Annotated in this window: 16 protein-coding genes and 1 pseudogene; 14 read left to right on the forward strand and 3 right to left on the reverse strand. The window is 72.2% G+C overall.

Annotated features, from left to right (window positions below; genetic code table 11):
- From GU5_RS17155 to GU5_RS13355, 3 genes and pseudogenes are all read left to right on the forward strand, one after another.
- Window positions 1–630 (forward strand): annotated as a pseudogene (locus GU5_RS17155) (GNAT family N-acetyltransferase); the annotation flags it as partial.
- A 52-nt stretch (window positions 631–682) separates the two neighbouring features.
- The gene (dusB, locus tag GU5_RS0101120; RefSeq protein WP_010523738.1) at window positions 683–1,837 is read left to right on the forward strand and encodes a tRNA dihydrouridine synthase DusB; all 1,155 of its coding nucleotides are present in this window, start codon (window positions 683–685) and stop codon (window positions 1,835–1,837) included.
- A gap of 91 nt (window positions 1,838–1,928) precedes the next feature.
- Window positions 1,929–3,251: a deoxyguanosinetriphosphate triphosphohydrolase gene (locus tag GU5_RS13355; RefSeq protein ID WP_010523739.1), complete on the forward strand. Its 1,323-nt coding sequence runs from the start codon at window positions 1,929–1,931 to the stop codon at window positions 3,249–3,251.
- On the opposite strand, the gene GU5_RS0101130 is transcribed toward GU5_RS13355, so the two are convergent.
- A complete protein-coding gene (locus GU5_RS0101130) occupies window positions 3,252–3,983 on the reverse strand; it encodes a YbaK/EbsC family protein (RefSeq protein ID WP_010523740.1) in 732 nt (243 codons plus the stop codon). It lies immediately after the preceding gene.
- Window positions 3,984–3,998: 15 nt separating this feature from the next.
- Between GU5_RS0101130 and dnaG the strand changes: the two genes are divergently transcribed.
- The 6 genes from dnaG (at window position 3,999) to GU5_RS0101160 (ending at window position 15,274) form a co-directional block, all read left to right on the forward strand.
- On the forward strand, window positions 3,999–5,978 hold the full coding sequence (gene dnaG / locus GU5_RS0101135) for a DNA primase (RefSeq protein ID WP_010523741.1): 1,980 nt from the start codon (window positions 3,999–4,001) through the stop codon (window positions 5,976–5,978).
- A 169-nt stretch (window positions 5,979–6,147) separates the two neighbouring features.
- Window positions 6,148–8,847 carry a phosphoenolpyruvate carboxylase gene (locus GU5_RS0101140; protein WP_010523742.1) on the forward strand — a complete coding sequence of 900 codons (2,700 nt, stop codon included), beginning with the start codon at window positions 6,148–6,150 and terminating at the stop codon, window positions 8,845–8,847.
- 85 nt (window positions 8,848–8,932) lie between these two features.
- The gene (locus tag GU5_RS0101145; RefSeq protein WP_010523743.1) at window positions 8,933–11,134 is read left to right on the forward strand and encodes a prolyl oligopeptidase family protein; all 2,202 of its coding nucleotides are present in this window, start codon (window positions 8,933–8,935) and stop codon (window positions 11,132–11,134) included.
- Window positions 11,135–11,480: 346 nt separating this feature from the next.
- Window positions 11,481–13,097, forward strand: a complete 1,617-nt coding sequence (locus GU5_RS0101150; RefSeq protein ID WP_010523744.1) for an ABC-F family ATP-binding cassette domain-containing protein — start codon at window positions 11,481–11,483, stop codon at window positions 13,095–13,097.
- A gap of 207 nt (window positions 13,098–13,304) precedes the next feature.
- Complete coding sequence (locus GU5_RS0101155) at window positions 13,305–14,399, forward strand: daunorubicin/doxorubicin resistance ABC transporter ATP-binding protein DrrA (protein ID WP_010523745.1); 1,095 nt, start codon at window positions 13,305–13,307, stop codon at window positions 14,397–14,399.
- On the forward strand, window positions 14,396–15,274 hold the full coding sequence (locus tag GU5_RS0101160) for an ABC transporter permease (protein ID WP_010523746.1): 879 nt from the start codon (window positions 14,396–14,398) through the stop codon (window positions 15,272–15,274). Before GU5_RS0101155 ends, GU5_RS0101160 begins: the two co-directional genes overlap by 4 nt.
- 97 nt (window positions 15,275–15,371) lie before the next feature.
- On the opposite strand, the gene GU5_RS16560 is transcribed toward GU5_RS0101160, so the two are convergent.
- The gene (locus GU5_RS16560; RefSeq protein ID WP_010523747.1) at window positions 15,372–16,004 is read right to left on the reverse strand and encodes a DUF4870 domain-containing protein; all 633 of its coding nucleotides are present in this window, start codon (window positions 16,002–16,004) and stop codon (window positions 15,372–15,374) included.
- 170 nt (window positions 16,005–16,174) lie between these two features.
- Here GU5_RS16560 and GU5_RS0101170 point away from each other — a divergent pair, with 170 nt between their 5' ends.
- From GU5_RS0101170 to GU5_RS16565, 3 genes are all read left to right on the forward strand, one after another.
- Window positions 16,175–16,987 carry an NAD-dependent deacylase gene (locus GU5_RS0101170; protein ID WP_010523748.1) on the forward strand — a complete coding sequence of 271 codons (813 nt, stop codon included), beginning with the start codon at window positions 16,175–16,177 and terminating at the stop codon, window positions 16,985–16,987.
- Window positions 16,988–17,139: 152 nt separating this feature from the next.
- Window positions 17,140–17,421, forward strand: a complete 282-nt coding sequence (locus GU5_RS13365) for a DivIVA domain-containing protein (protein ID WP_010523749.1) — start codon at window positions 17,140–17,142, stop codon at window positions 17,419–17,421.
- A gap of 132 nt (window positions 17,422–17,553) precedes the next feature.
- A complete protein-coding gene (locus GU5_RS16565) occupies window positions 17,554–17,724 on the forward strand; it encodes a DUF3117 domain-containing protein (RefSeq protein ID WP_010523750.1) in 171 nt (56 codons plus the stop codon).
- Between the two features lie 123 nt (window positions 17,725–17,847).
- Here the strand turns inward: GU5_RS16565 and GU5_RS0101185 are convergent, their stop codons facing one another.
- On the reverse strand, window positions 17,848–18,498 hold the full coding sequence (locus GU5_RS0101185) for a class I SAM-dependent methyltransferase (protein WP_010523751.1): 651 nt from the start codon (window positions 18,496–18,498) through the stop codon (window positions 17,848–17,850).
- A 198-nt stretch (window positions 18,499–18,696) separates the two neighbouring features.
- Here GU5_RS0101185 and GU5_RS0101190 point away from each other — a divergent pair, with 198 nt between their 5' ends.
- On the forward strand, window positions 18,697–19,767 hold the full coding sequence (locus tag GU5_RS0101190) for a hypothetical protein (protein WP_139084254.1): 1,071 nt from the start codon (window positions 18,697–18,699) through the stop codon (window positions 19,765–19,767).
- Window positions 19,768–19,810: 43 nt separating this feature from the next.
- A partial coding sequence (locus GU5_RS13370; protein WP_010523753.1) for a twin arginine-targeting protein translocase TatB occupies window positions 19,811–20,267 on the forward strand: 457 nt, incomplete at its 3' end.

The raw sequence follows: 20,267 nt of genomic DNA on the forward strand, positions 1-20,267 counted from the left end.
CTGGCCGCCGAAGCGGGCAACTGCTCGATGCAGAGCCTCAAGGCCCGCTGCGGCAGGCGCACCGCCGCACAGTGCTTCCTCAAGGATTCCGGCTTCAGCAAGATCCAGCGGTCCCGCCAGGTCGTGGTCAGCGCCGGCGCGCTGGCCCTGCCGGATCTGGAGGGAACCGGTCTGGACCTGGAGGACCTGGCGACCGGATCGGTCGCGCTGACCAGCGCCGTCGTCGACTTCTACAACGCCGTCCATGACTGGGACCGGGCGGAGATGACCATCGGCAAGGCGCAGAAGCTGCTGCTCGGCGACGGCACCGGCGCCTCGGGCGCCGTGGCGCTGCGCGACCGCCGTCCCGGCGCCGACGGCGGCATCCTCGCCTTCGCCATCAGCTACACGCCCGAGCGCACCGAGGATCCCGCCGACGTGCTGCTCGGCTGGAACCCGGGGCTCGCCGACGACGACGCCGAGACTGCCTGCCAGTCGCTGCTGGCGCTGCTGGCGGCGCGGTACCCGGTCAGCGTCGAGGTCGACGACTCGATGGAGCCGCTGAAGCGCGTCACCGACGAGCTGCTCTCCGCCGGTCGCGCCGAGTCGGACTTCGAGGCGCTGATCTATGCCCGCGACGCGGCGAGCTGACGCGCCCGCGCCGGAGAACCGCACTGGAGACCACGACTGAGGGGACCCGCTGATGAACGCCGTCCTGCCGCCGCTGCAGATCGGGCCCATCACCGTCGACACGCCGGTGGTGCTGGCCCCGATGGCCGGCATCACCAACACCGCCTTCCGTCGCCTGTGCCGCGAGCACGGCGGCGGGCTCTACGTCAACGAGATGGTCACCGCCCGCGCGCTCGTCGAGCGGCGACCGGAGTCGCTCCGGATCATCAAGCATGAGCCCGACGAAGTGCCGCGCTCGGTCCAGCTCTACTCGGTCGACCCGGTGACCACCGGGCAGGCGGTGCGGATGATGGTCGAGGAGGACCGGGCCGACCACATCGACCTGAACTTCGGCTGCCCGGTGCCGAAGGTCACCCGCAAGGGTGGAGGATCGGCGCTGCCCTGGAAGATCCGGCTGTTCGAGTCCATCGTCTCCACCGCCGTCCGCGAAGCCTCGAAGGGCGGGGTGCCGGTGACGGTGAAGATGCGCAAGGGCGTCGACGAGGACCACCTGACCTTCACCGAAGCCGGGAAGGTCGCCCGCGACGCCGGCGTCGCCGCCGTCGCGCTGCACGGGCGCACCGCCCGGCAGCACTACTCGGGCACCGCCGACTGGGACGCCATCGCCGAGTTGCGCGAGGCGCTGCCGGATCTGCCGGTGCTGGGCAACGGCGACATCTGGTCGGCCGAGGACGCGTTGGAGATGGTCCGCCGCACCGGCGTCGACGGCGTCGTCGTCGGCCGCGGATGCCAGGGCCGCCCGTGGCTCTTCGGCGACCTGCAGGCGGCCTTCGAAGGGCGCGACGAGCGGCACCGCCCGGACCTGGCGATGGTCATCGAGACCCTGCTGCGGCATGCGCAGATGCTCATCCCGTACTTCGACGGCGACGAGCGCAAGGCCATGCAGGACATCCGCAAGCACGTCTCCTGGTACTTCAAGGGCTATCCGGTCGGCTCGCAGCTGCGCACCCAGCTGGTCACCGTGGAGACGCTGGCCCAGCTGCAGGAGCTGCTCGGCCGGCTGGACCATTCGATCGGCTACCCGGGCGCCGACGCGGAGGGGCCGCGCGGTCGTGCGGGCTCGCCGAAGAAGGTCCACCTGCCGGAGGACTGGCTGGCCTCGCAGGAGCTCAACGAGGACCAGCGCGAGATGATCGCCGCCGCCGAAGTGGACACCTCCGGCGGCTGAGCCGCGCTCCCGGAGCACGTCGAGCCGCGGAGGGCGGCGTCACCCCTCGACTCCGCGCGGGGCCGGGCCGCGGGCCGCTAGGCTGGAGTCCATGGATGTCCAGCCTCACGAGCGTGCCGAAGCCGGCTATGCCGCCCTGCGCCCCGGCTACACCGTCGAGGACGAGGAGCGGTGGCTCCCCGAGCACGGCAAGTCGGTGTATCGCTCCTCCTTCGAGCGGGATCGGGCCCGGCTGCTGCACTCCTCGGCGCTGCGTCGGCTGGGGGCGAAGACCCAGGTGGTCTCGCCCGACGCCGATGACTTCGCCCGCACCCGGCTGACCCATTCGCTGGAGGTCGCCCAGGTCGGGCGCGAACTGGGGCGGATGCTCGGCTGCGACCCCGACGTCGTCGACGCCGCCTGCCTGGCCCACGACCTGGGGCATCCGCCCTTCGGCCACAACGGCGAGAAGGTTCTCGACGAGCTGATGGGCGCGGACGGCGGCTTCGAGGGCAACGCTCAGACGCTGCGGCTGCTCACCCGCCTGGAGACCAAACGCTTCCACGACGACGGCCGGTCGGCGGGGCTGAACCTCACCCGCGCCTCGCTGGATGCGGCGATCAAGTACCCCTGGCGTCAGCACGAGGCGCCGCTGCTCCCCGACGGGACGCGCAGCGCGAAGTTCGGCGCCTATGAGGATGACCTGGACGTCTTCGCCTGGATCCGCCGCGGCGTCGACGGACGGCGGCAGTCCATGGAGGCCCAGGTGATGGATGCCGCCGACGACATCGCCTACTCCGTCCACGACGTCGAGGACGGCATCTTCTCCGGACAGTTCCAGCTGCGCTTCCTCGAGGTGCCGCTGCAGCGCAAGCGGGTCATCCGCGTCACCCGCGAGTGGTACCTGCCGGACACCGAGGAGGACCGCATCGAGGAGGCCTTCGACCGACTGGCCTCCATCGACCGCTGGGTGCGCGAGTCCGACGGCTCGCGGCGTTCGCTCGCGGCGCTGAAGAACATGACCTCGGAGCTGATCGGGCGCTTCTGCGGAGCCATCTACGAGGCCACCCGCGAAGCGTACGGAGACAGGCCGCTGGTACGCCATGAGGCTGATCTGGTGATCCCGCGGGAGACGCACGAGGAGATCGCGGCCATGAAGGGGCTCTCGGCCTCCTACATCATGACCTCCGAACAGCAGCGCCCGGTCTATCAGCGCCAGCGCGAGGTGATCGAGGCGCTGATCGAGCTGCTGCGCGACTCCGGCGACCGGTACTTGGAGCCGATGTTCCGCGAGGACTTCCGGCTGGCCGCCGACGACGCCGCGCGGTCCCGGGCGATCGCCGACCAGGTCGCCTCGCTCACCGACGGCGCGGCCTTGGAGTGGTACTACGCGCTGGTCAGGGGAGAGCCCTTCGCCAATCGCCTGTTCGGCTGATCAGTCCTGCGGCGCCGGCTTGGTGATGTCGGCGGTGACGATGTCGAAGGCGGCGAAGAGCTCGTGGGCCTCGACGAAGAGACTGAGGTCCCGCGCCCCGGATCCCATGCCGATGCGGCCGGCGATGGACGCGTCGGCGTAGACGGGCCAGCGCGTGCCGTCGGCGGACTCCGCGCCGAAGGGCGTGATCGTGCCGGGGCGGTGCCCGGTGGCCTCCACCGCCTCTGCGGGCGCGGTCATCGCCATCTTCTTCATCCCGGCCAGTCGGCGCAGCTTGGCCCAGTCGACCTGCCGGTCTCCCGGGATCAGGGCGATGACGTAGGTGTGCTCATCGGCGGTCTGGGTGACCTTGGCCCGGGCGACCAGCGTCTTGACGATCTCGCGGGGCGGGATCCCCAGCGCGGCGGCGGCCTCCTCCAGCGAACCGGACGGCCCGCGGGCGACGAGCTCGATCGCGACGCCGCGTGCGGCGGCGTCGGCGCGGATCCGGTCCACCGAGGCGCGGTCCTCGGCGGAGAGCTCGACTCCGGAGGGGATCGGGGCAGGGCCGGGCGCCGTGATCGGCGCGGACGGGCGCTCGACGTCGGGTGCGGCGTCTGGCGCCGCTGAGGGTCGGGTGCTCTGCTGCTCCATGCACGGGACAACCGAGACGGACGCCGGCGGATTCCCCGAACCGATCCCCGGGAGTGATCCGTCGGACTCCTCCACAGGCTCCTGCAGGGTGGTGCTCATCGGTAGACTCGAGGCGTGGCCGGACTCATCAAGCGCGAAGACATCGACGCCGTGCGCGAACGCGTGGACCTGCGGGAGGTCGTCGAGGAGTACGTGACGCTCAAGAGCGCGGGCATCGGCTCCTGGAAGGGGCTCTGTCCGTTCCACGACGAGCGCACTCCCAGCTTCCACATCCGTCCGCAGGTGGGCACCTATCACTGCTTCGGCTGCGGGGAGTCGGGCGACGTCATCGCCTTCGTGATGAACATGGATCACACCTCGTTCCAGGAGACCGTGGAGCGGCTGGCCGCGAAGGCCGGCATCGAGCTGCGCTACGAGGACGGCGGCACCGGGCCGGACAAGGAGGAGGTCGGCCGTCGTCGTCGGCTGCTGGACGCGCACAAGATCGCCGACGAGTACTTCCGCGAGCAGCTGCACTCCCCGCAGGCCCAGATCGCCCGGGAGTTCCTGGCCGGCCGCGGCTTCACCCGCGAGCATGCCGAGCAGTTCGCCGTGGGCTACGCCCCGCAGGGCTGGGACCACCTGCTCAAGCATCTGCGCTCCCGCGGATTCACCGAGGAGGAGCTCTCCGCCACCGGACTGTTCTCCGAGGGGTCCCGAGGCCTGTACGACCGCTTCCGCGGGCGGCTGATCTGGCCGATCCGCGACATGACCTCCAACACCGTCGGCTTCGGCGGCCGGCGCCTGCACGAGGACGACAAGGGGCCGAAGTACCTCAACTCGCCGGAGACGGCGATCTACAAGAAGTCCCAGGTGCTCTACGGCATCGAGCACGCCAAGCGGAACATCGCCAAGAAGCGTGAGCTCATCGTCGTCGAGGGATACACCGACGTGATGGCCTGCCACGTCGCCGGCGTCGACACTGCGGTGGCGACCTGCGGCACCGCCTTCGGCGAGGGCCACATCAAGATCGCGCGCCGGCTGCTCTCCGACGACGGCGGCGGGGGAGAGGTGATCTTCACCTTCGACGGCGACGAAGCCGGCCAGACGGCGGCGCTGAAGGCGTTCAAGGAGGACCATCAGTTCCTGGCCAAGACATTCATCGCCGTCGGTCCGGAGGGCATGGATCCCTGCGACGTCCGGCAGCACCGCGGCGACGAGGCCGTCTTCGAGCTGATCCGCGCCCGGCGTCCGCTGTTCGAGTTCGCCATCCGCGCCGGGATGAAGGACTACGACCTCTCCACCGTCGAAGGCCGCGTCGGCGCGCTGCGCTACGCGGCCCCGGTGGTCGCCGGGATCAAGGACCCGGCGCTGAAGCCGGCCTACACCCGCGAGCTGGCCGGATGGCTGGGCATGGACATGGACGACGTCAACCGGGCGGTGCAGGCCGCAGCTCGCCGCGGCGTCGCCCCGCAGCGGCAGGTCGACCCGGCCGTGCAGGCGCATCGGCGCGGCTTCGGCCCGGCGCCCGACGTCGACTCGGCGGGCGGCGCCGAGCCGGTCCAGCACCAGCCCGGTCCGCAGGACCACGGCGGGCCGGTCGGCGAGCCGGCGGGGCCGTCGGCCGCGTCGACGCACTATCCCCGGCCCGACACTCGGGACCCGGCGGTGATGATGGAGCGCCAGGCGCTCGAGGTGATCCTGCAGCATCCCACGCGGCTGACCGCCGAGCAGTGGGAGGAGATCTTCACCGTGCGCTTCACCGCCCCGGCGCATGCGGCCGTCCACGCCGGACTGCGCTCGGCGGCCGCCTCGGCCACCGACCCGCGCAACTGGGTCCGGGCGGTCTCCGACGAGGTGCCCGAGCCGCTGAGGCCGCTGGTGGCCGAGCTCGCCGTGGCCCAGCTGCCGGCGCGCACCGAGGAGGAGGTCGAGACCTACTGCCAGTCCATCCTCAATCGTCTGGTGGAGCTGAAGATCACCCATCAGAAGGCCGACCTGCTCGGGCGGCTGCAGCGCATGGGGCCCGACGAGTCTCCCGAGGAGCACCAGCGGCTCAACCGCGAGCTGATGGACCTCGAGCATCGGCGACGGGCGCTGCGCGGCGATCAGTGAGCACGCCGCCTCGCGCGCCGCTGCGGACGCTCCGCGTCGGTCCGCGGTCGAGGCCCGGGATGACACCTGTGCGACGCCGCACACCGGGTCCTTGGTACCGTGAAGAGCACGTCCGCGCGTGACGATGGGGTCGCGCTACGCCTCCGCACCCTTGATCGAGGAGACACGCATGCCCCAGCACGACGCTCCCACCGCGCCCGCACGACGCTCCGCCGACGACACCCGCACCGCCGCCTCGCATGAGATCCCCGATGCGATGCGCCAGGACGTCGGCCTGCTCGGCGGACTGCTGGGCCAGGTGCTGCAGGAGTACGGCAGCGAGGGCCTGCTCGACGACGTCGAAGCCCTGCGCGAGCTGACCATCTCCGCGCTGGACGACGATTCCGGCGACGTCCTCGCCCGCGCCGAGGAGCTGGTGGGCTCCTTCTCCGCTGAGCGGGCCAAGGAAGTCGCGCGAGCCTTCACCTGCTACTTCCTGCTGGCCAACCTCGCCGAGGAGCAGCACCGCATCCGCACGCTGCGCTCCCGCGACGGTCAGGTCCCGCTGGAGGAGCAGCGGCCCAGCGAATCGGTGGCCGCGGCCTTCACCCACCTGCAGGAGGAGGTGGGGCAGGAGGAGGCCGAGCGTCGGCTGGCCGAGCTGCGCTTCCATCCGGTGCTCACCGCCCACCCGACCGAGGCCCGCCGCAATGCCATCGCCTCCTCCGTCCGCCGCGTCGGCGAGCTGCTCGACGAGCGCGACGACCCGCGGATGGGCGCGGCCTCGTTGGCGAAGAACCGCCGCGAGCTGCTGGAGGAGATCGACAACATGTGGCGCACCGCCCAGCTGCGCGTCTCCGCGCCGTCGCCGCTGGACGAGGTGCGCACTGCGCTCTCGGTCTTCGACTCCTCGTTCTCGCGGGTCTTCACCGAGGCCTACCGCCGCATGGACGACTGGCTGCAGGGCGACGAGGCCGGCACCCGTCCGCCGAAGGCGCCGGCCTTCATCCGGCTGGGCTCCTGGATCGGCGGCGACCGCGACGGCAACCCCAACGTCACCGCCTCGATCACCCGGCAGGCCGTCGGCCAGGCCGCCGACCGCGTGCTGGCCGACCTCGAGGAGCGGGCACGCGCCGTCGGCCTCTCGCTGACCCTCGACGACCGCTATACCAGCCCCAGCGCGGAGCTCGACGGTCTCTGGGGCCGGCAGAAGCAGCTCTCCGAGGAGCTGACCGCCCGAGCGGTCGAGCACTCGCCGCGTGAACCGCACCGGCAGGTGCTGCTGGCGATCGCCGGACGGCTGGCCGCCACCCGGGAGCGCGACGCCGACTTGGCCTACACGGTGCCGCAGGAGCTGATCGACGACCTGCGTGTGGTGCAGCGCTCGCTGGAGGCCGGCGGGGCGAAGCGCGCGGCCTTCGGCGACCTGCAGGAGCTCATCTGGCAGGTCGAGACCTTCGGCTTCCACCTGGCCGAGCTCGAGGTCCGCCAGCACTCGAAGGTGCATTCCCAGACCCTGGCCTGGCTGGAGGACCCGGAGTCGGTGGAGACCATGGCCGTGCCCGGCGAGGAGGTCATCGAGACCTTCCGCGCGATCGCCTCGGTGCAGCAGCGCTTCGGCGTCGACGCCTGCCGCCGCTACATCGTCTCCTTCACGCAGGCCGCGCAGAACCTCGCCGACGTCTACACCCTGGCGGAGAAGGCCCTCGGCGGCCCGGAGCAGGCCCCGGTCATCGACGTCATCCCGCTCTTCGAGACGTACGAGGACCTGCAGAACGCCCCGCGCATCCTCGACGAGATGCTGGAGAACCCCGCGGTGCAGCGCCGCCTGGAGCAGACCGGCCGCCGCGTGGAGGTCATGCTCGGCTACTCCGACTCCGCCAAGGACGTCGGCCCGGTGGCCGCGACCCTGGCGCTCTACGAGGCCCAGGAGCGCATCGCCGACTGGGCGAAGCGTCACGACATCGCGCTGACCCAGTTCCACGGCCGCGGCGGCGCGCTGGGCCGCGGCGGCGGACCGGCCAACCGGGCCATCCTCGCCCAGCCGCCGCACTCGGTGGACATGCGGTTCAAGGTCACCGAGCAGGGCGAGGTCATCTCCGCCCGCTACGGCAACCCGGAGATCGCGCTGCGCCACATCGAGCAGGTCGCCGCGGCGACGCTGATGGCCTCGGCGCCGTCGACCGAGGAGCGCAACGCCCGCGCCGCCGAGCAGTTCTCCGAGATGGCCGCGACGATGGACGGCGTCTCCCGCGAACGGTTCGACGGGCTGGTCGGCGCCGACGGCTTCGCCCCCTGGTTCGCCCAGGTCACCCCGCAGGACGAAGTCGGTCTGCTGGCCATCGGCTCGCGTCCGGCCAAGCGCGGACTGTCGGTGGAGTCGCTGGAGGACCTGCGCGCGATCCCGTGGAACTTCGCCTGGGCCCAGGCGCGGATCAACCTGACCGGCTGGTACGGGCTGGGCAGCGCCCTGGCCGCCGTCGGCGACGTCGAGCAGCTGCGCGCCGCCTATGCCGAGTGGCCGCTGTTCCGCGCGCTGATCGACAACATCGAGATGTCGCTGGCCAAGACCGATCGCCGGATCGCCGAGCGCTACCTCGCCCTCGGCGACCGCGAGGACCTCGCGTCGCTGGTGCTCGAGGAGCTGGACCTGACCACCGAATGGGTCCTGACGATCACCGATCAGTCGCGGCTGCTGGAGTCCCACCGGGTCCTCGGCCGGGCGGTCGAGCTGCGCAACCCCTACGTGGACGCGCTCTCGCTGCTGCAGCTGCGCGCGCTGCGGGCGCTGCGCTCCGACGAGCTGGACGACGAGCAGCTCGACGACCCGCGCAATCTGCTGCTGATCAGTCTCAAGGGCGTGGCCGCCGGCCTGCAGAACACCGGCTGAGCGCCGTGCACGTCGCCGCGCTGTTCACCCTTCGTCGACGAATCCCGCGGCGATGGGTGAACAGCACGGCGCATACGATGGGTCCATGAGCTCGACGTCGCAGACCCGCCTGATCGATCCGGACCACGACCCCCACCGCTGGCTGGAGGAGATCGAGTCCGCCGAGGCGCTGGACTGGGTGCACCGGCGCAACGCCGCCGCGGAGGCGGAGCTGGCCGACGAGGAGTTCGAGCCGCTGCGCGACGACCTGCGCGAGATCCTCGACGCCGCCGACCGCATCCCCGGCGTGGTCCGCCGCGGCGGCCATCTGTACAACGTCTGGACCGACGCCGAGCATCCGCAGGGGATCTGGCGGCGCACCACGCTGGCCTCCTATCGGACCGAGGAGCCCGACTGGGAGACCCTGCTGGACCTCGACGCACTCTCCGCGGCCGAGGGGGTCACCTGGGTCTGGCACGGGGCCGACGTGCTGCGGCCGGCCCCCGGCGACCCCTGGCGGCATGCGCTGGTCTCGCTCTCGCCGGGCGGCTCCGACGCCGACGTCACCCGCGAGTTCGATCTGCTCGAGCGACGCTTCGTCCCGGCGGCCGACGGCGGCTTCGTCCGTCCCCAGGGCAAGGGGGCGCTGAGCTGGATCGACGGCGACACCGTCTACGCGACCGTCGACCGGATGCCGGCGGCGCCGCAGGACGCGACGGTCGAAGGCGCCGCCGACGTCGCCGACCTCGCTGAAGCCGCCGACGACGCCCCGGATCCGGCGATGGTCACCTCCTCCGGCTACCCGCGCACTGTGCGGCGCTGGAGACGCGGCACGCCGCTGGCCACCGCCGAGGAGGTCATCTCGGTCGAGCCCGACCATCTGACCGCCGGCGCCGGACACATCGACGCTCCCGGCTTCGAGCGCGACGTCGCCGTCCGTGCGCTGGGATTCCACGACCATGAGACCCACCTGCTCACCGAGGACGGGCCGCGGCGCATCGAGGTCCCCACCGACGTCCGCGTCGGCGTGCACCGGGACCTGCTGCTGTTCATGCCGCGCACCAGCTTCACCGCCGGCGGGGTGACCGTGCCCGGCGGAGGGCTCGCCGTCGCCGACGTCGACGGTTTCCTGGCCGGGGCGGCCGCCCCGACGGTGCTCTTCACCCCGGACGCCTCGACCTCGCTGCAGGCGGTGACCACCACGCGGAGGATGCTGGTGCTCACGCTCATGGAGGACGTCGTCCACCGCGTCGAGGCCTGCTGGCGGGACGAATCGGGCGCCTGGACGTCGGCCCGGGTGTTCGCCGAGGTGTCCGGCACGCTGTCAGTCGCCGCCGTCGACGACGTCGACTCCGACGAGGTCTGGCTGACCGCCGCCGACCACCTGCGGCCGACGACGCTGCACCTCGGCGACCTCGCCGCGCTGCCGGACGGCGGAGCCGAGACCCTCGAAGTGCTGAAGCAGGCGCCGGAGCGCTTCGACGCGACCGGACTGACCAGCGTCCGGCGCTTCGCCGTCAGCGACGACGGCACGCGCATCCCGTACTTCCTCATCGGTCCGGCCGAGGTGCTGGACCCGGCCGACGGGACGACGCCGAAGCCGGCGCCGACGCTGCTCTCCGGCTACGGCGGCTTCCAGGTCTCCCGGACGCCGGGCTATCTGCCGCTGATCGGCCGAGGCTGGCTGGAGCGCGGGGGAGTCTTCGCCGTCGCCTGCATCCGCGGCGGCGGGGAGTACGGCCCCGACTGGCACCGGGCGGCGCTGCGCGAGAACCGGCACCGCGCCTATGAGGACTTCGCCGCCGTCGCCCGCGAGCTGGTCGACGCCGGAGTGACCACCGTGCCGCAGCTGGCCTGCCGCGGCGGCTCCAACGGCGGCCTGCTGACCGGGATGATGCTCGCCACCCGCCCGGAGCTCTTCGGGGCGGTGGTCATCCAGGTGCCGCTGCTGGACATGAAACGCTACTCGCATCTGCTGGCCGGGGCCTCCTGGCGCGCCGAGTACGGCGACCCGGACACCGAGGACTGGGACTTCATCCGCACCTTCTCGCCGTACCACCTGCTGCGCGAGGACGGCGAGCACCCGCCGGTGCTGCTGACCACCTCCACCCGGGATGACCGGGTCCATCCCGGCCACGCGCGCAAGATGGCCGCCGCCCTCGAGTCGATCGGCGCGGACGTGCGCTACTGGGAGAACACCGAGGGAGGCCACGGCGGCGCCGCCTCGCCGGTCCAGCAGGCCACGCTCGAGGCGCTGATCCACCGATTCCTCGACCAGCAGCTGCGCGGGAACGGGGTCTCGGGCTGAGCCCGCGCTCCCGGGTGCGCTGGGACGGTTCGGGGAGGGTCGTCGGTCGGGCTCAGGGTGGTCGGAGCCCGGCGACGGTGCTATTCTCGGACATTCCCTGCCGTCGACCATGAGGTGACCGGTGAAGTTCTGACGTCCGAGACCTGCACGGTCCGCCGCCGCGGCGGCTCGCGTCCTGTGACCGAGCCCCGGCGCCGAGCGACTCCGTGCTCTCCGACGGATCAGGCTTCCCGACGACGTCCGGCAGCGATCCCACGGCATCTCCCTCCGCCGCTCGCCGGCGGCCGCCGACTGTGCAGCGTCTCCACGCATCCCTGCGACCATTCCGCACATCTCGGAGGCGTCCATGCCATCTCCCACGACGCTCGGCGTCACTGATCTCACCGTCCGCCGCCCCGACGGCGTCCCCATCCTGGACGGCCTGACCTTCACCCTCGGCCCCGGGCGCCACGGACTCGTCGGCGACAACGGCGCCGGCAAGTCCACGCTGCTCGCCGTCCTCGCCGGGAAGCTCGCCCCGAGCTCCGGCGGCGTGCACGTCGCCGGAGAGACCGGCCTGCTCCCGCAGGACCCCGCGGCGGATCCGCGGCTCACCGTGGCCGGACTGCTCGGCGTCGAGCAGACGGTGACCGCGTTGGCCGCGATCGAGCGCGGGTCGGTGCGCCCGGCCGACTTCGACGCTGTCGGCGACGACTGGGACGTCGCCGAACGGGTCGAGGCCATGCTCGACCGGGTCGGGCTGGCCGACCTCGCCCTCGACCGGCCGGCGACCTCGCTGTCGGGCGGCGAGCTGGTGCTGACCTCGCTCGTCGGACTGCTGCTGCGGCGACCGAGCGTGCTCCTGCTCGACGAGCCCACGAACACCCTCGATGCTCGTGCGCGTCAGCGGCTCGTCGCAGTCCTCGACGAGTTCCCCGGGGTGCTCGTGGTGGTCAGCCACGACCGCGGCCTGCTCGCCCGCGTCGACTCCGTCGGCGAGCTGCGCGGCGGGCGGCTGGGCTGGTACGGGGGGAACCTCGAGCACTACGAGCAGGCGGTGGCCGTCGAGCAGCGGGCCGCCGAGCAGGCGGCGTCCACGGCACGGGCCGAGGTGCGCCGGCGGCGGCGCGAGCTCGTCGATCAGCAGACCAAGCAGGCTCGGCGGGATCGACGGGGTCGGGGCCGGGCGGAGAACCAGGCTCCGATCATCGCCCACGCGGAGAAGCGCCGCGCTCAGGAGACGGCCGGGCGTCTGACGGCCGTGCACCGGGACCGGCTCGAGGAGGCTCGGCAGTTCGCCGGCGAGGCCGAGCGGCGGGTGCGCGACGGCGCGGAGATCCGCATCGATCTGCCCGACACCCGGGTGCCGGCTCGGCGCGAGGTGCTCCGGGCGGAGGGTCTGGCCTCCGCGCACGGCGCCGTGCCGCTGGACCTGATGCTCCGTGGTCCTGAGCGCGTGGCGCTGACCGGCCCGAACGGTGTCGGCAAGACCTCCCTGCTGCGTTGTCTGGCCGGGGAGGAGCGGCCCGTCGGCGGGACGGGCGAGATCCTGGTGCCGCATCAGATGCTGCCGCAGAATCCGACGCCGTCGGACCCCGGGCGCAGCGTCCTGGAGGCGGTGCGGGCGGCCGCACCGACGGCGGACCCGGCTCGCATCCGGCACCAGCTGGCGCTGTTCCTCTTCCGCGGGGAGGAGGTCCACCAGCCGGTCGGCACGCTCTCCGGCGGCGAGCAGCGGCGTGCTCGGCTGGCCCGGCTGCTGCTCGCCGATCCCGCGCCCCAGCTGCTGATCCTGGACGAGCCCACCGATGATCTGGACTTCGCCGGCGTCCGCCATCTCGTGCAGGCCCTGCGCGCCCACCAGGGTGCGCTGCTGGTGGTCAGCCACGACGAGGACTTCCTCGAGCAGCTCGCCCTGGACCGTCGACTCCTGCTGACGCGCGAGGGCGTCGAGGAACGGGGCGGTGACGACGCGGCCTCCTGAGGAGGCGTGTGGATGGTCCCGCGGCTTCTGCGGACAGTATTCGTCCGCGACGACCTGCCGAGCTCTGTCCCGGGACACGGGGGCGAGCTATCCTCGACGGGAGACTGCGGGGACGTCGAGCGAGGCGGCGGGGGCGGGATGCCGCCTCCTCCAGAATCCGCGCCCGTTCACTCCTGATGCTCCGGTCTTCCGGAGGAAGGACGATCCATGACACCGAGTTCCGACGACCTGGCCGTCGAGACGCGCGGTCTGGTCAAGCGCTTCGGCGAGACGACCGCCGTCGACGGCGTCGACCTGACGATCCGCCGCGGCGGCATCTACGGCGTGCTCGGCCCCAACGGGGCGGGCAAGACCACGGTGATCCGCATGTTGGCCACGTTGCTGCGCCTCGACGGCGGGCAGGCCCACGTGCTGGGCCACGACGTGCGGTCCGAACCCGCGGCCGTGCGCGGCAAGATCGCGCTGACCGGCCAGTTCGCCTCGCTCGACGAGGACCTGACCGGGCTCGAGAATCTGGTGCTGCTGGGGCGGCTGCAGGGTTTCGCCGCCCGCGCGGCGCGGCGCCGCGGCCAGGAGCTGCTCGAGGCGTTCAACCTGGGCGACGCCGCCGGCCGGCAGGTGAAGAAGTACTCGGGCGGCATGCGCCGCCGACTGGACATCGCCGGATCGCTGGTGGTCACCCCGGAGCTGATCTTCCTCGACGAGCCGACCACCGGCATCGACCCGCGCAGTCGCAACCAGGTCTGGGACATCATCCGCACGCTCGTCGACTCCGGCACCACGGTGGTGCTGACGACCCAGTATCTGGAGGAGGCGGATCAGCTGGCCGATCGCCTGGCGGTCATCGATCACGGGCGGGTCATCGCCGAGGGCACGCCGGGGCAGCTGAAGGCCCAGGTCGGCGCCGGGGCGCTGAATCTCCGCGTGGTCGAGGCCGAGGACCGGGAGCGGGCCGCCGAGATCCTGGCGGCCGCGCTGTCCGCCGACGTCGTCCGCGAGGCCGATCCGACGGCGCTCACCGCGCGGCTCGACGCCGGTGCGCGCGCCTCGACTGCGCTGACCGCGCTGGAGGAGGCCGGCGTGGAGGTGGAGACCTTCTCCGTGGGACAGCCGAGTCTGGACGAGGTCTTCATGGCGCTGACCGGCAAGAAGCCCGAGACCGACGGCGATGCCGCGGGCGATGAGCAGGAGGTCGCCGACGGCGGCGAGCATCGCGGAGCGGCGCACGACGCCGACCACCGCGGCGACCACGGCACGGACGGCCGCGCGGCCGACGACGAGGCGGAGGCGAAGACCCGATGAGCACCACGACGAACGGCACGTCCACAGTCCCGCCGGAGACTGAGCGGATCCGCCATATCCTGGTCAGTCGCCAGGACACCCCGCAGCGCCCCGGCGCCGTCAGCGCCTCGCTCACCTATGGGTGGCGGGCGCTGCTGAAGATCAAGCACGTGCCCGAGCAGCTCTTCGACGTGACCATCTTCCCGATCATGATGACGGTGATGATGACCTACGTCTTCGGCGGCTCCATCGGAGCGGCGGTCTCGGGCCAGGAGGCCGGCGGCGACGCGGTCGATGCCTATGTGCAGTGGCTGATCCCGGGCATCTTCGCCCAGACCCTGGTGATGATCACGATGTACACCGGGCTGACGCTGAACCGGGACATCTCCAAGGGGGTCTTCGACCGCTTCCGCTCGCTGCCGGTCTGGCGTCCGGCCCAGCTGGTCGGCGCGCTGCTGGGCGACCAGGTCCGCTACACGCTGGCCGGCGTCATCATCCTGGTGGTCGGCTTCATCATGGGATTCCGACCGGCCGGCGGACTCCCGGGAGTGCTCGCGGCCTTCCTGATGCTGCTGGTGTTCAGCTTCTGCCTGTCCTGGGTGTGGACCACGGTGGCGCTGCTGATGCGCACCGAGCAGGCCGCGATGGGCGTGTCGATGTTCATCATGATGCCGCTGACGTTCGTGTCGAACATCTTCGCGCCCACCGAGTCGATGCCCGGCCCGGTGCGGGCCTTCGCCGAGGCCAACCCGGTCTCCACGCTGGTCGGCTGCATCCGCCAGTTCATGGACGGCGTCTACGACGTCGGCTCGATCACCGCGGTGCTGATCTACTGCGCCGTGCTCGTGGTGATCTTCGGCCCGATCTCGATGTTCGTCTACAACCGCACGTCCTGAGCCGGCCTCCGGTCCATCCGTCTCGCGGCGCGAACCGCGGACGGACGCGGGCCAGGCGGTGCCTGACCCGGCGTCCGTCCCCGGCTCGGCCGAGTGCTCAGGAGATGAACCGGATGGAGACCGGATACCGATATGGCTGGCGCTTATTGGCCGCGACGGCGGCCAGGATCCCGAAGACGATCGTGCAGACCCAGGCGGCGAGACTGATCAGCGGACCGATGAGGATGATGGTCAGCACCCAGCCGACCACATAGGCGATCGTCACCGTGATCTGGAAGTTCAGCGCCTCCTTGGCGTGATCGGCGACCATGCGGCTGCGCTCGCGGAAGACCAGCCAGATCACCAGCGCGGGGATGAACCACGCGATGATGCCGCCCAGGTGGGCACCGATGCTCCAGCCCTGCTCCTCGCCGGCGCTCAGCGGAGCCGCGGTCGGAGCCGGTCCGGCCGGGTCTGGGCCGCCGGCGGGAGGCCCCTGCGGAGGTGGGCCCTGCGGAGGCGGGCCCTGCGGGGGTGGGCCCTGCGGGGGAGTCCCGTGCGGAGGCGGATCCTGCGGCGGGGGCGAGGACGTTCCATCGGCATGAGGCGGAGGCGGATCCTGCGGCGGGGTCTGCTCGGCCGGCCGGTCCTGCGGCCCTCCGCCGGGGACGTCGCCCGGGGTCTCGCCCGAGGCGTCGTCGGGGCCCGTCGGCCGGTCGTGTCCGGGACCGTGGGGTGGCTGCTGAGTCATAGTTCCTCCTCGTGGACGCGCGGCCGCTGGCGGCCTGACTCGGCGGACCGAGTTCTCACCACAGCGTAGGCGTCCGATGCGGTCGCGGGGAACGGGCGACGGCCTGGTCAGCCGGACGCGGGGGCCGCGGCGCTTCAGCTCGGGGACGTCGACTCGGTACGGTGTGGGGCATGCGAGAGCTCTCCGTCAGCGAAGAGGTGCCCGACGAGGTCGTCGCCCTGGTCCGTGACGCCCGTCGCGTCGTGGTGCTCACCGGCGCGGGGATCTCCGCGGAGTCCGGCGTGCCGACCTTCCGCGAGGTCCAGACCGGGCTCTGGGAGCGGTTCTCCGCCGAGGAGCTGGCCACCGTGGAAGCCTTCGAGAACGACCCCGCGCTGGTCTGGACCTGGTACCGCTGGCGCCAGGCGCTGATCGCGGCGGTGGAGCCGAACGCCGGGCACCGGGCCCTGGCCCTCTGGCAGCAGCGTCTGGCCGACGTCGACGGCGGCTGGCTGGCGGTCACCACGCAGAACGTCGACGACCTGCACGAGCGCGCGGGCGCAGAGGCGCTGGGGCATCTCCACGGGCGCATCGCCGCTCATCGGTGCGCCGACTGCGGCGAGTCCGACGAGCTGCCGACGCCCGAGTTCGACGGCTTCACCGCCCCGCCGGAGCCGGTGGACCCGCCCTTCTGCACCCACTGCGAGGAGGGGCTGATGCGTCCGGACATCGTCTGGTTCGGCGAGATGCTGCCCGCCTCGGACTTCGACGCCTCCTCGGCGGCGATCCGCGCCGCCGACCTGGTGCTGGTCGTGGGAACCTCCGGCATGGTCCAGCCGGCGGCCTCGCTGCCCCTGCTGGGGCTGGAGCGCGGCGTGCCGATCATCGAGGTCAACCCGCAGGAGACCGAGCTGACCGACCTCGTCGACTTCGCGATCCGCGGCCCCTCGGGCGAGGTGCTGCCGCAGCTGCTCCAGGCAGCCGGCATCGCCGGCCGCCGCTGAGCCGCCGCTGAGCCGCGGCTGAGCCGGCGCTGAGTCGGCCCCGCAGAGCCGTCTCCACGGGCCTCGCTCTGCACCGTCGCGCCGGTCTCGCGCTCCGGGCGCGCCCGGAGCGCAGGGTCCCGCGCGCCCGCGCCGGGTATAGGGTGGACCACATGGTCTGGCTGTATCTGCTGGCGCTCCTCGTGCTCGGCGGCCTCGTGTTGCTCGTCATGGGCCGCTGGAGCGGTCCGGAGCCGGTCGAGGAGGACCCTCCGGCCGGGGGAGCGAGCGACGTCGACGAGCTCGTCCGGTGTGCCCGCGCGGACGGCCTGACCGCCGAGGACCTCGACGAGGTCCGATTCGACTCCGCAGTGCGCGGCTATCGGATGGATCAGGTCGACGCCCTGCTCGACACGTTGGCCGACCAGCTCCGGGACCAGGGCGTTCGGCGCTGATCCCGGTGATGAGCCTCCGACATGGGGGATACTAGGAGACAGGATGCCGCGGGCATCCGACCTGATCGGGCGACCGCCGTGCGCGGCGGGCGGCCTGATCCGCAGTGAGGAACACCAGAAGGGAAGCACTCGATGGCTGCAATGAAACCGCGTACTGGTGACGGTCCGATGGAGGTGGCCCAAGAGGGCCGCAGCCTGATCATGCGAGTGCCGATCGACGGCGGAGGCCGTCTGGTCCTGGCGATCGACGACGAGGAGGCCCAGGCGCTCAAGGAGTGCCTGATCGACGCCGTCGGCGAATGATCTGACAGCGGCCGGCGAACGGCCCCTCCTCCTAGCGCTCCAGCGCAAGCGCTGTCGCCACAAGGGATCCTCCGGGGCCGTTCGTCGGCCGTCGCCGTGTCGAAGCGCCGGCCGCGTCCCCGCTCAGCGCACGACGGCGACCAGCAGCCCGGTGCCGGTGCCCAGCATCGTCGTCATCAGCCGCTCGTCGTCGCGCAGCATCCGCTCGACCTCGCGCATCGTCCGGGTGCTCTCCTCGCGCACGGCCGGTCGTGGGACGCGGTCGTGGTCGAGGGCGTCGTTGATGATCAGCATGCCGCCGGAGTGCAGCATGCGCAGCGCCTCGGAGACGTAGACGGGCACGTCGAGGGTGCCCGCGTCGAGCAGCACCAGGTCGTAGCCCGAGGTGGTCAGGCGCTGCAGCACGGTGGCCGCGTCGCCGGTGATGAGTCGTGTCCGCGAGGCGGGGACCCCGTCGTCGGCGAAGGCCTGTCGGGCCGCCTGCAGGTGCTCGGGATCGGGATCGATGCTGGTCAGCACCGCGCGCGCGTCCGCGCCGCGGAGCAGCGAGACCCCGGAGGCCCCGACACCGGTGCCCACCTCGACCAGTGCCCGAGCGTTGGAGGAGGCGGCCAGCACCGTCAGCGTCGCCGCCACGCCCTCGGAGACCGGGCGGACGCCGAGATCGTCCCCGCGCGCCCGTGCCGCCTCCAGCACGGGGTCATCACCGCGATGCTGCTCGGCGTACATCCAGCCGGCGTGCTTGGCGGTGTGCGGGGAGTTCAAGGCTTTCATGGCACCTTCCTGCGGCGAGGGCGGGGAGACCACGGCGACGGTGCCGAGGACTGTGGAGCCTGAGGAATCGACGGCACCGGAAGCCGCTCCGGCTCATCCTATAGACCTCGCGACGTTCCCACACTCTCGCCGGTGTTTCGAGACTCACCGGCTCATATCCAGCCTGCGCTCAGCTGCCCCTCGCATCATGGGGCAGTGATGCCACAGGCTCCCGCCCCCGCCCAGCACCGCCGATCCCGGCCGAGTCGTGCGCGCCTCGGCTGGCCCTGGGTGATGTGCCTGCTGGCCCTCACCGCCTGCGCGGCCGTGGTCGCCGCGGCGTGGTATCTCGGCGGGCGTGCGACTGGTCAGGTCTCCAGCGTGGAGGCGCTGACCACCTCTCGCCAGGACGGCGGCGACTCCGCGGCGACGGACGATCCGCTCGGCGTGGCGACGACGCCGGGGATCCCCGACGGCGCGTCGTCCTGGCCGGATCCGAGCTCCGTCGACATCACTCAGTCCGAGCCGCCGCAGTCCTCCGGCGAGGCGCCGGGCTCCGGCACCCCGCCCGCCCCCTCGACCCCTCCGGATGACGGGAGGACGCAGACGACTGACGACGTCGGGCTGTCGGGAGCCTCCCCGGCGCCCTCGGCGGGATCGGGCTCCGTCGCGTCGGCGACGCCCGCGGACAGCCTGCCGGTCGGTCTGGAGGACTCTCAGCGGCCGCAGGGTCGCGTCGCGAGCCTCCCCGGCGCCGTCGATCGGCTGCCGGTGAGCAGTCTGCCGGTGGACCAGCTCACCACGCTGCATCGGCTGGGCTGGAACGTCGCCGAGCTGCACGGGCTCGGTCAGGCGATGCAGGCCGACGACGCGGTCACCGCACAGGCGGAGGGCGTGCGCACCGTCCAGGTGCACCACACCGACGGCGCGCACGCGATCACCGTCGCCGAGACCCGCCCCGCCGACGAGTCGACCTCGCTGCGTCCGCTGACCGAGAAGCTCGACGACATCCTGGACCTCGACGCCGTGGACCGGGAGACGCTCACGCTGCCCACCGGCGAGGACTGCGCCATCTACCGTTCGGCCGTCGAGGATCGCTGGACGGCGGCCGTCGACGCCGGCTCGGTGCAGTACGTGATCACCTCCGATCTCGACGAGTCCGCCGTGGCCGCCGTGGCCGACTGGGTGATGACAACCGACCGGTCGCGCGTGCAGCAGATGCCCTCCTCCCCGGGTGCCGGGGAGCGGCTCGAGCGCGGCTTCCGCTCGCTGCTCGGCTGGATGGACTGAGTCGCCGCCGCGGCGGACGTCGACAGCAGGTAGATTTGAGCACATGCCTGGTCTCAATGGGTACGAGTTCATCATCCTGGGTGTGCTCGCCGTCGTGCTCCTCGGTCCCGAACGCCTGCCCGTCTACGCGCAGACGCTGGCGCGGTGGGTGCGTCAGGCGCGCAGCAAGGCCGAGGACGCCAAGGAGTATTTCCGGGAGGAGACCGGCACCGACTTCGACGAGGTCGACTGGAAACGCTACGACCCGCGTCAGTACGACCCGCGGCGCATCATCCGCGAGGCGCTGGCCGAGGACTACGAGGAGACTCGTCGGGCGGTGAACGAGGTCCGCGACTCGGCGCGACTGACCACCGGACGGCGCGGGACGGCGGCCGGAGCCGCGCGCGGCTCGGGCGGCACGCGGAGCGCGTCCGGGAGCGGATCATCCGAGGCGGCTGCGGGCGGCTCGACCGGCTCGGGCGCGGCCGCGTCAGGGGGCGCGGCCAGTTCCGGCGCCGACG

The sequence above is a fragment of the Nesterenkonia sp. F genome, assembly GCF_000220985.1.
Lineage (GTDB): Bacteria > Actinomycetota > Actinomycetes > Actinomycetales > Micrococcaceae > Nesterenkonia.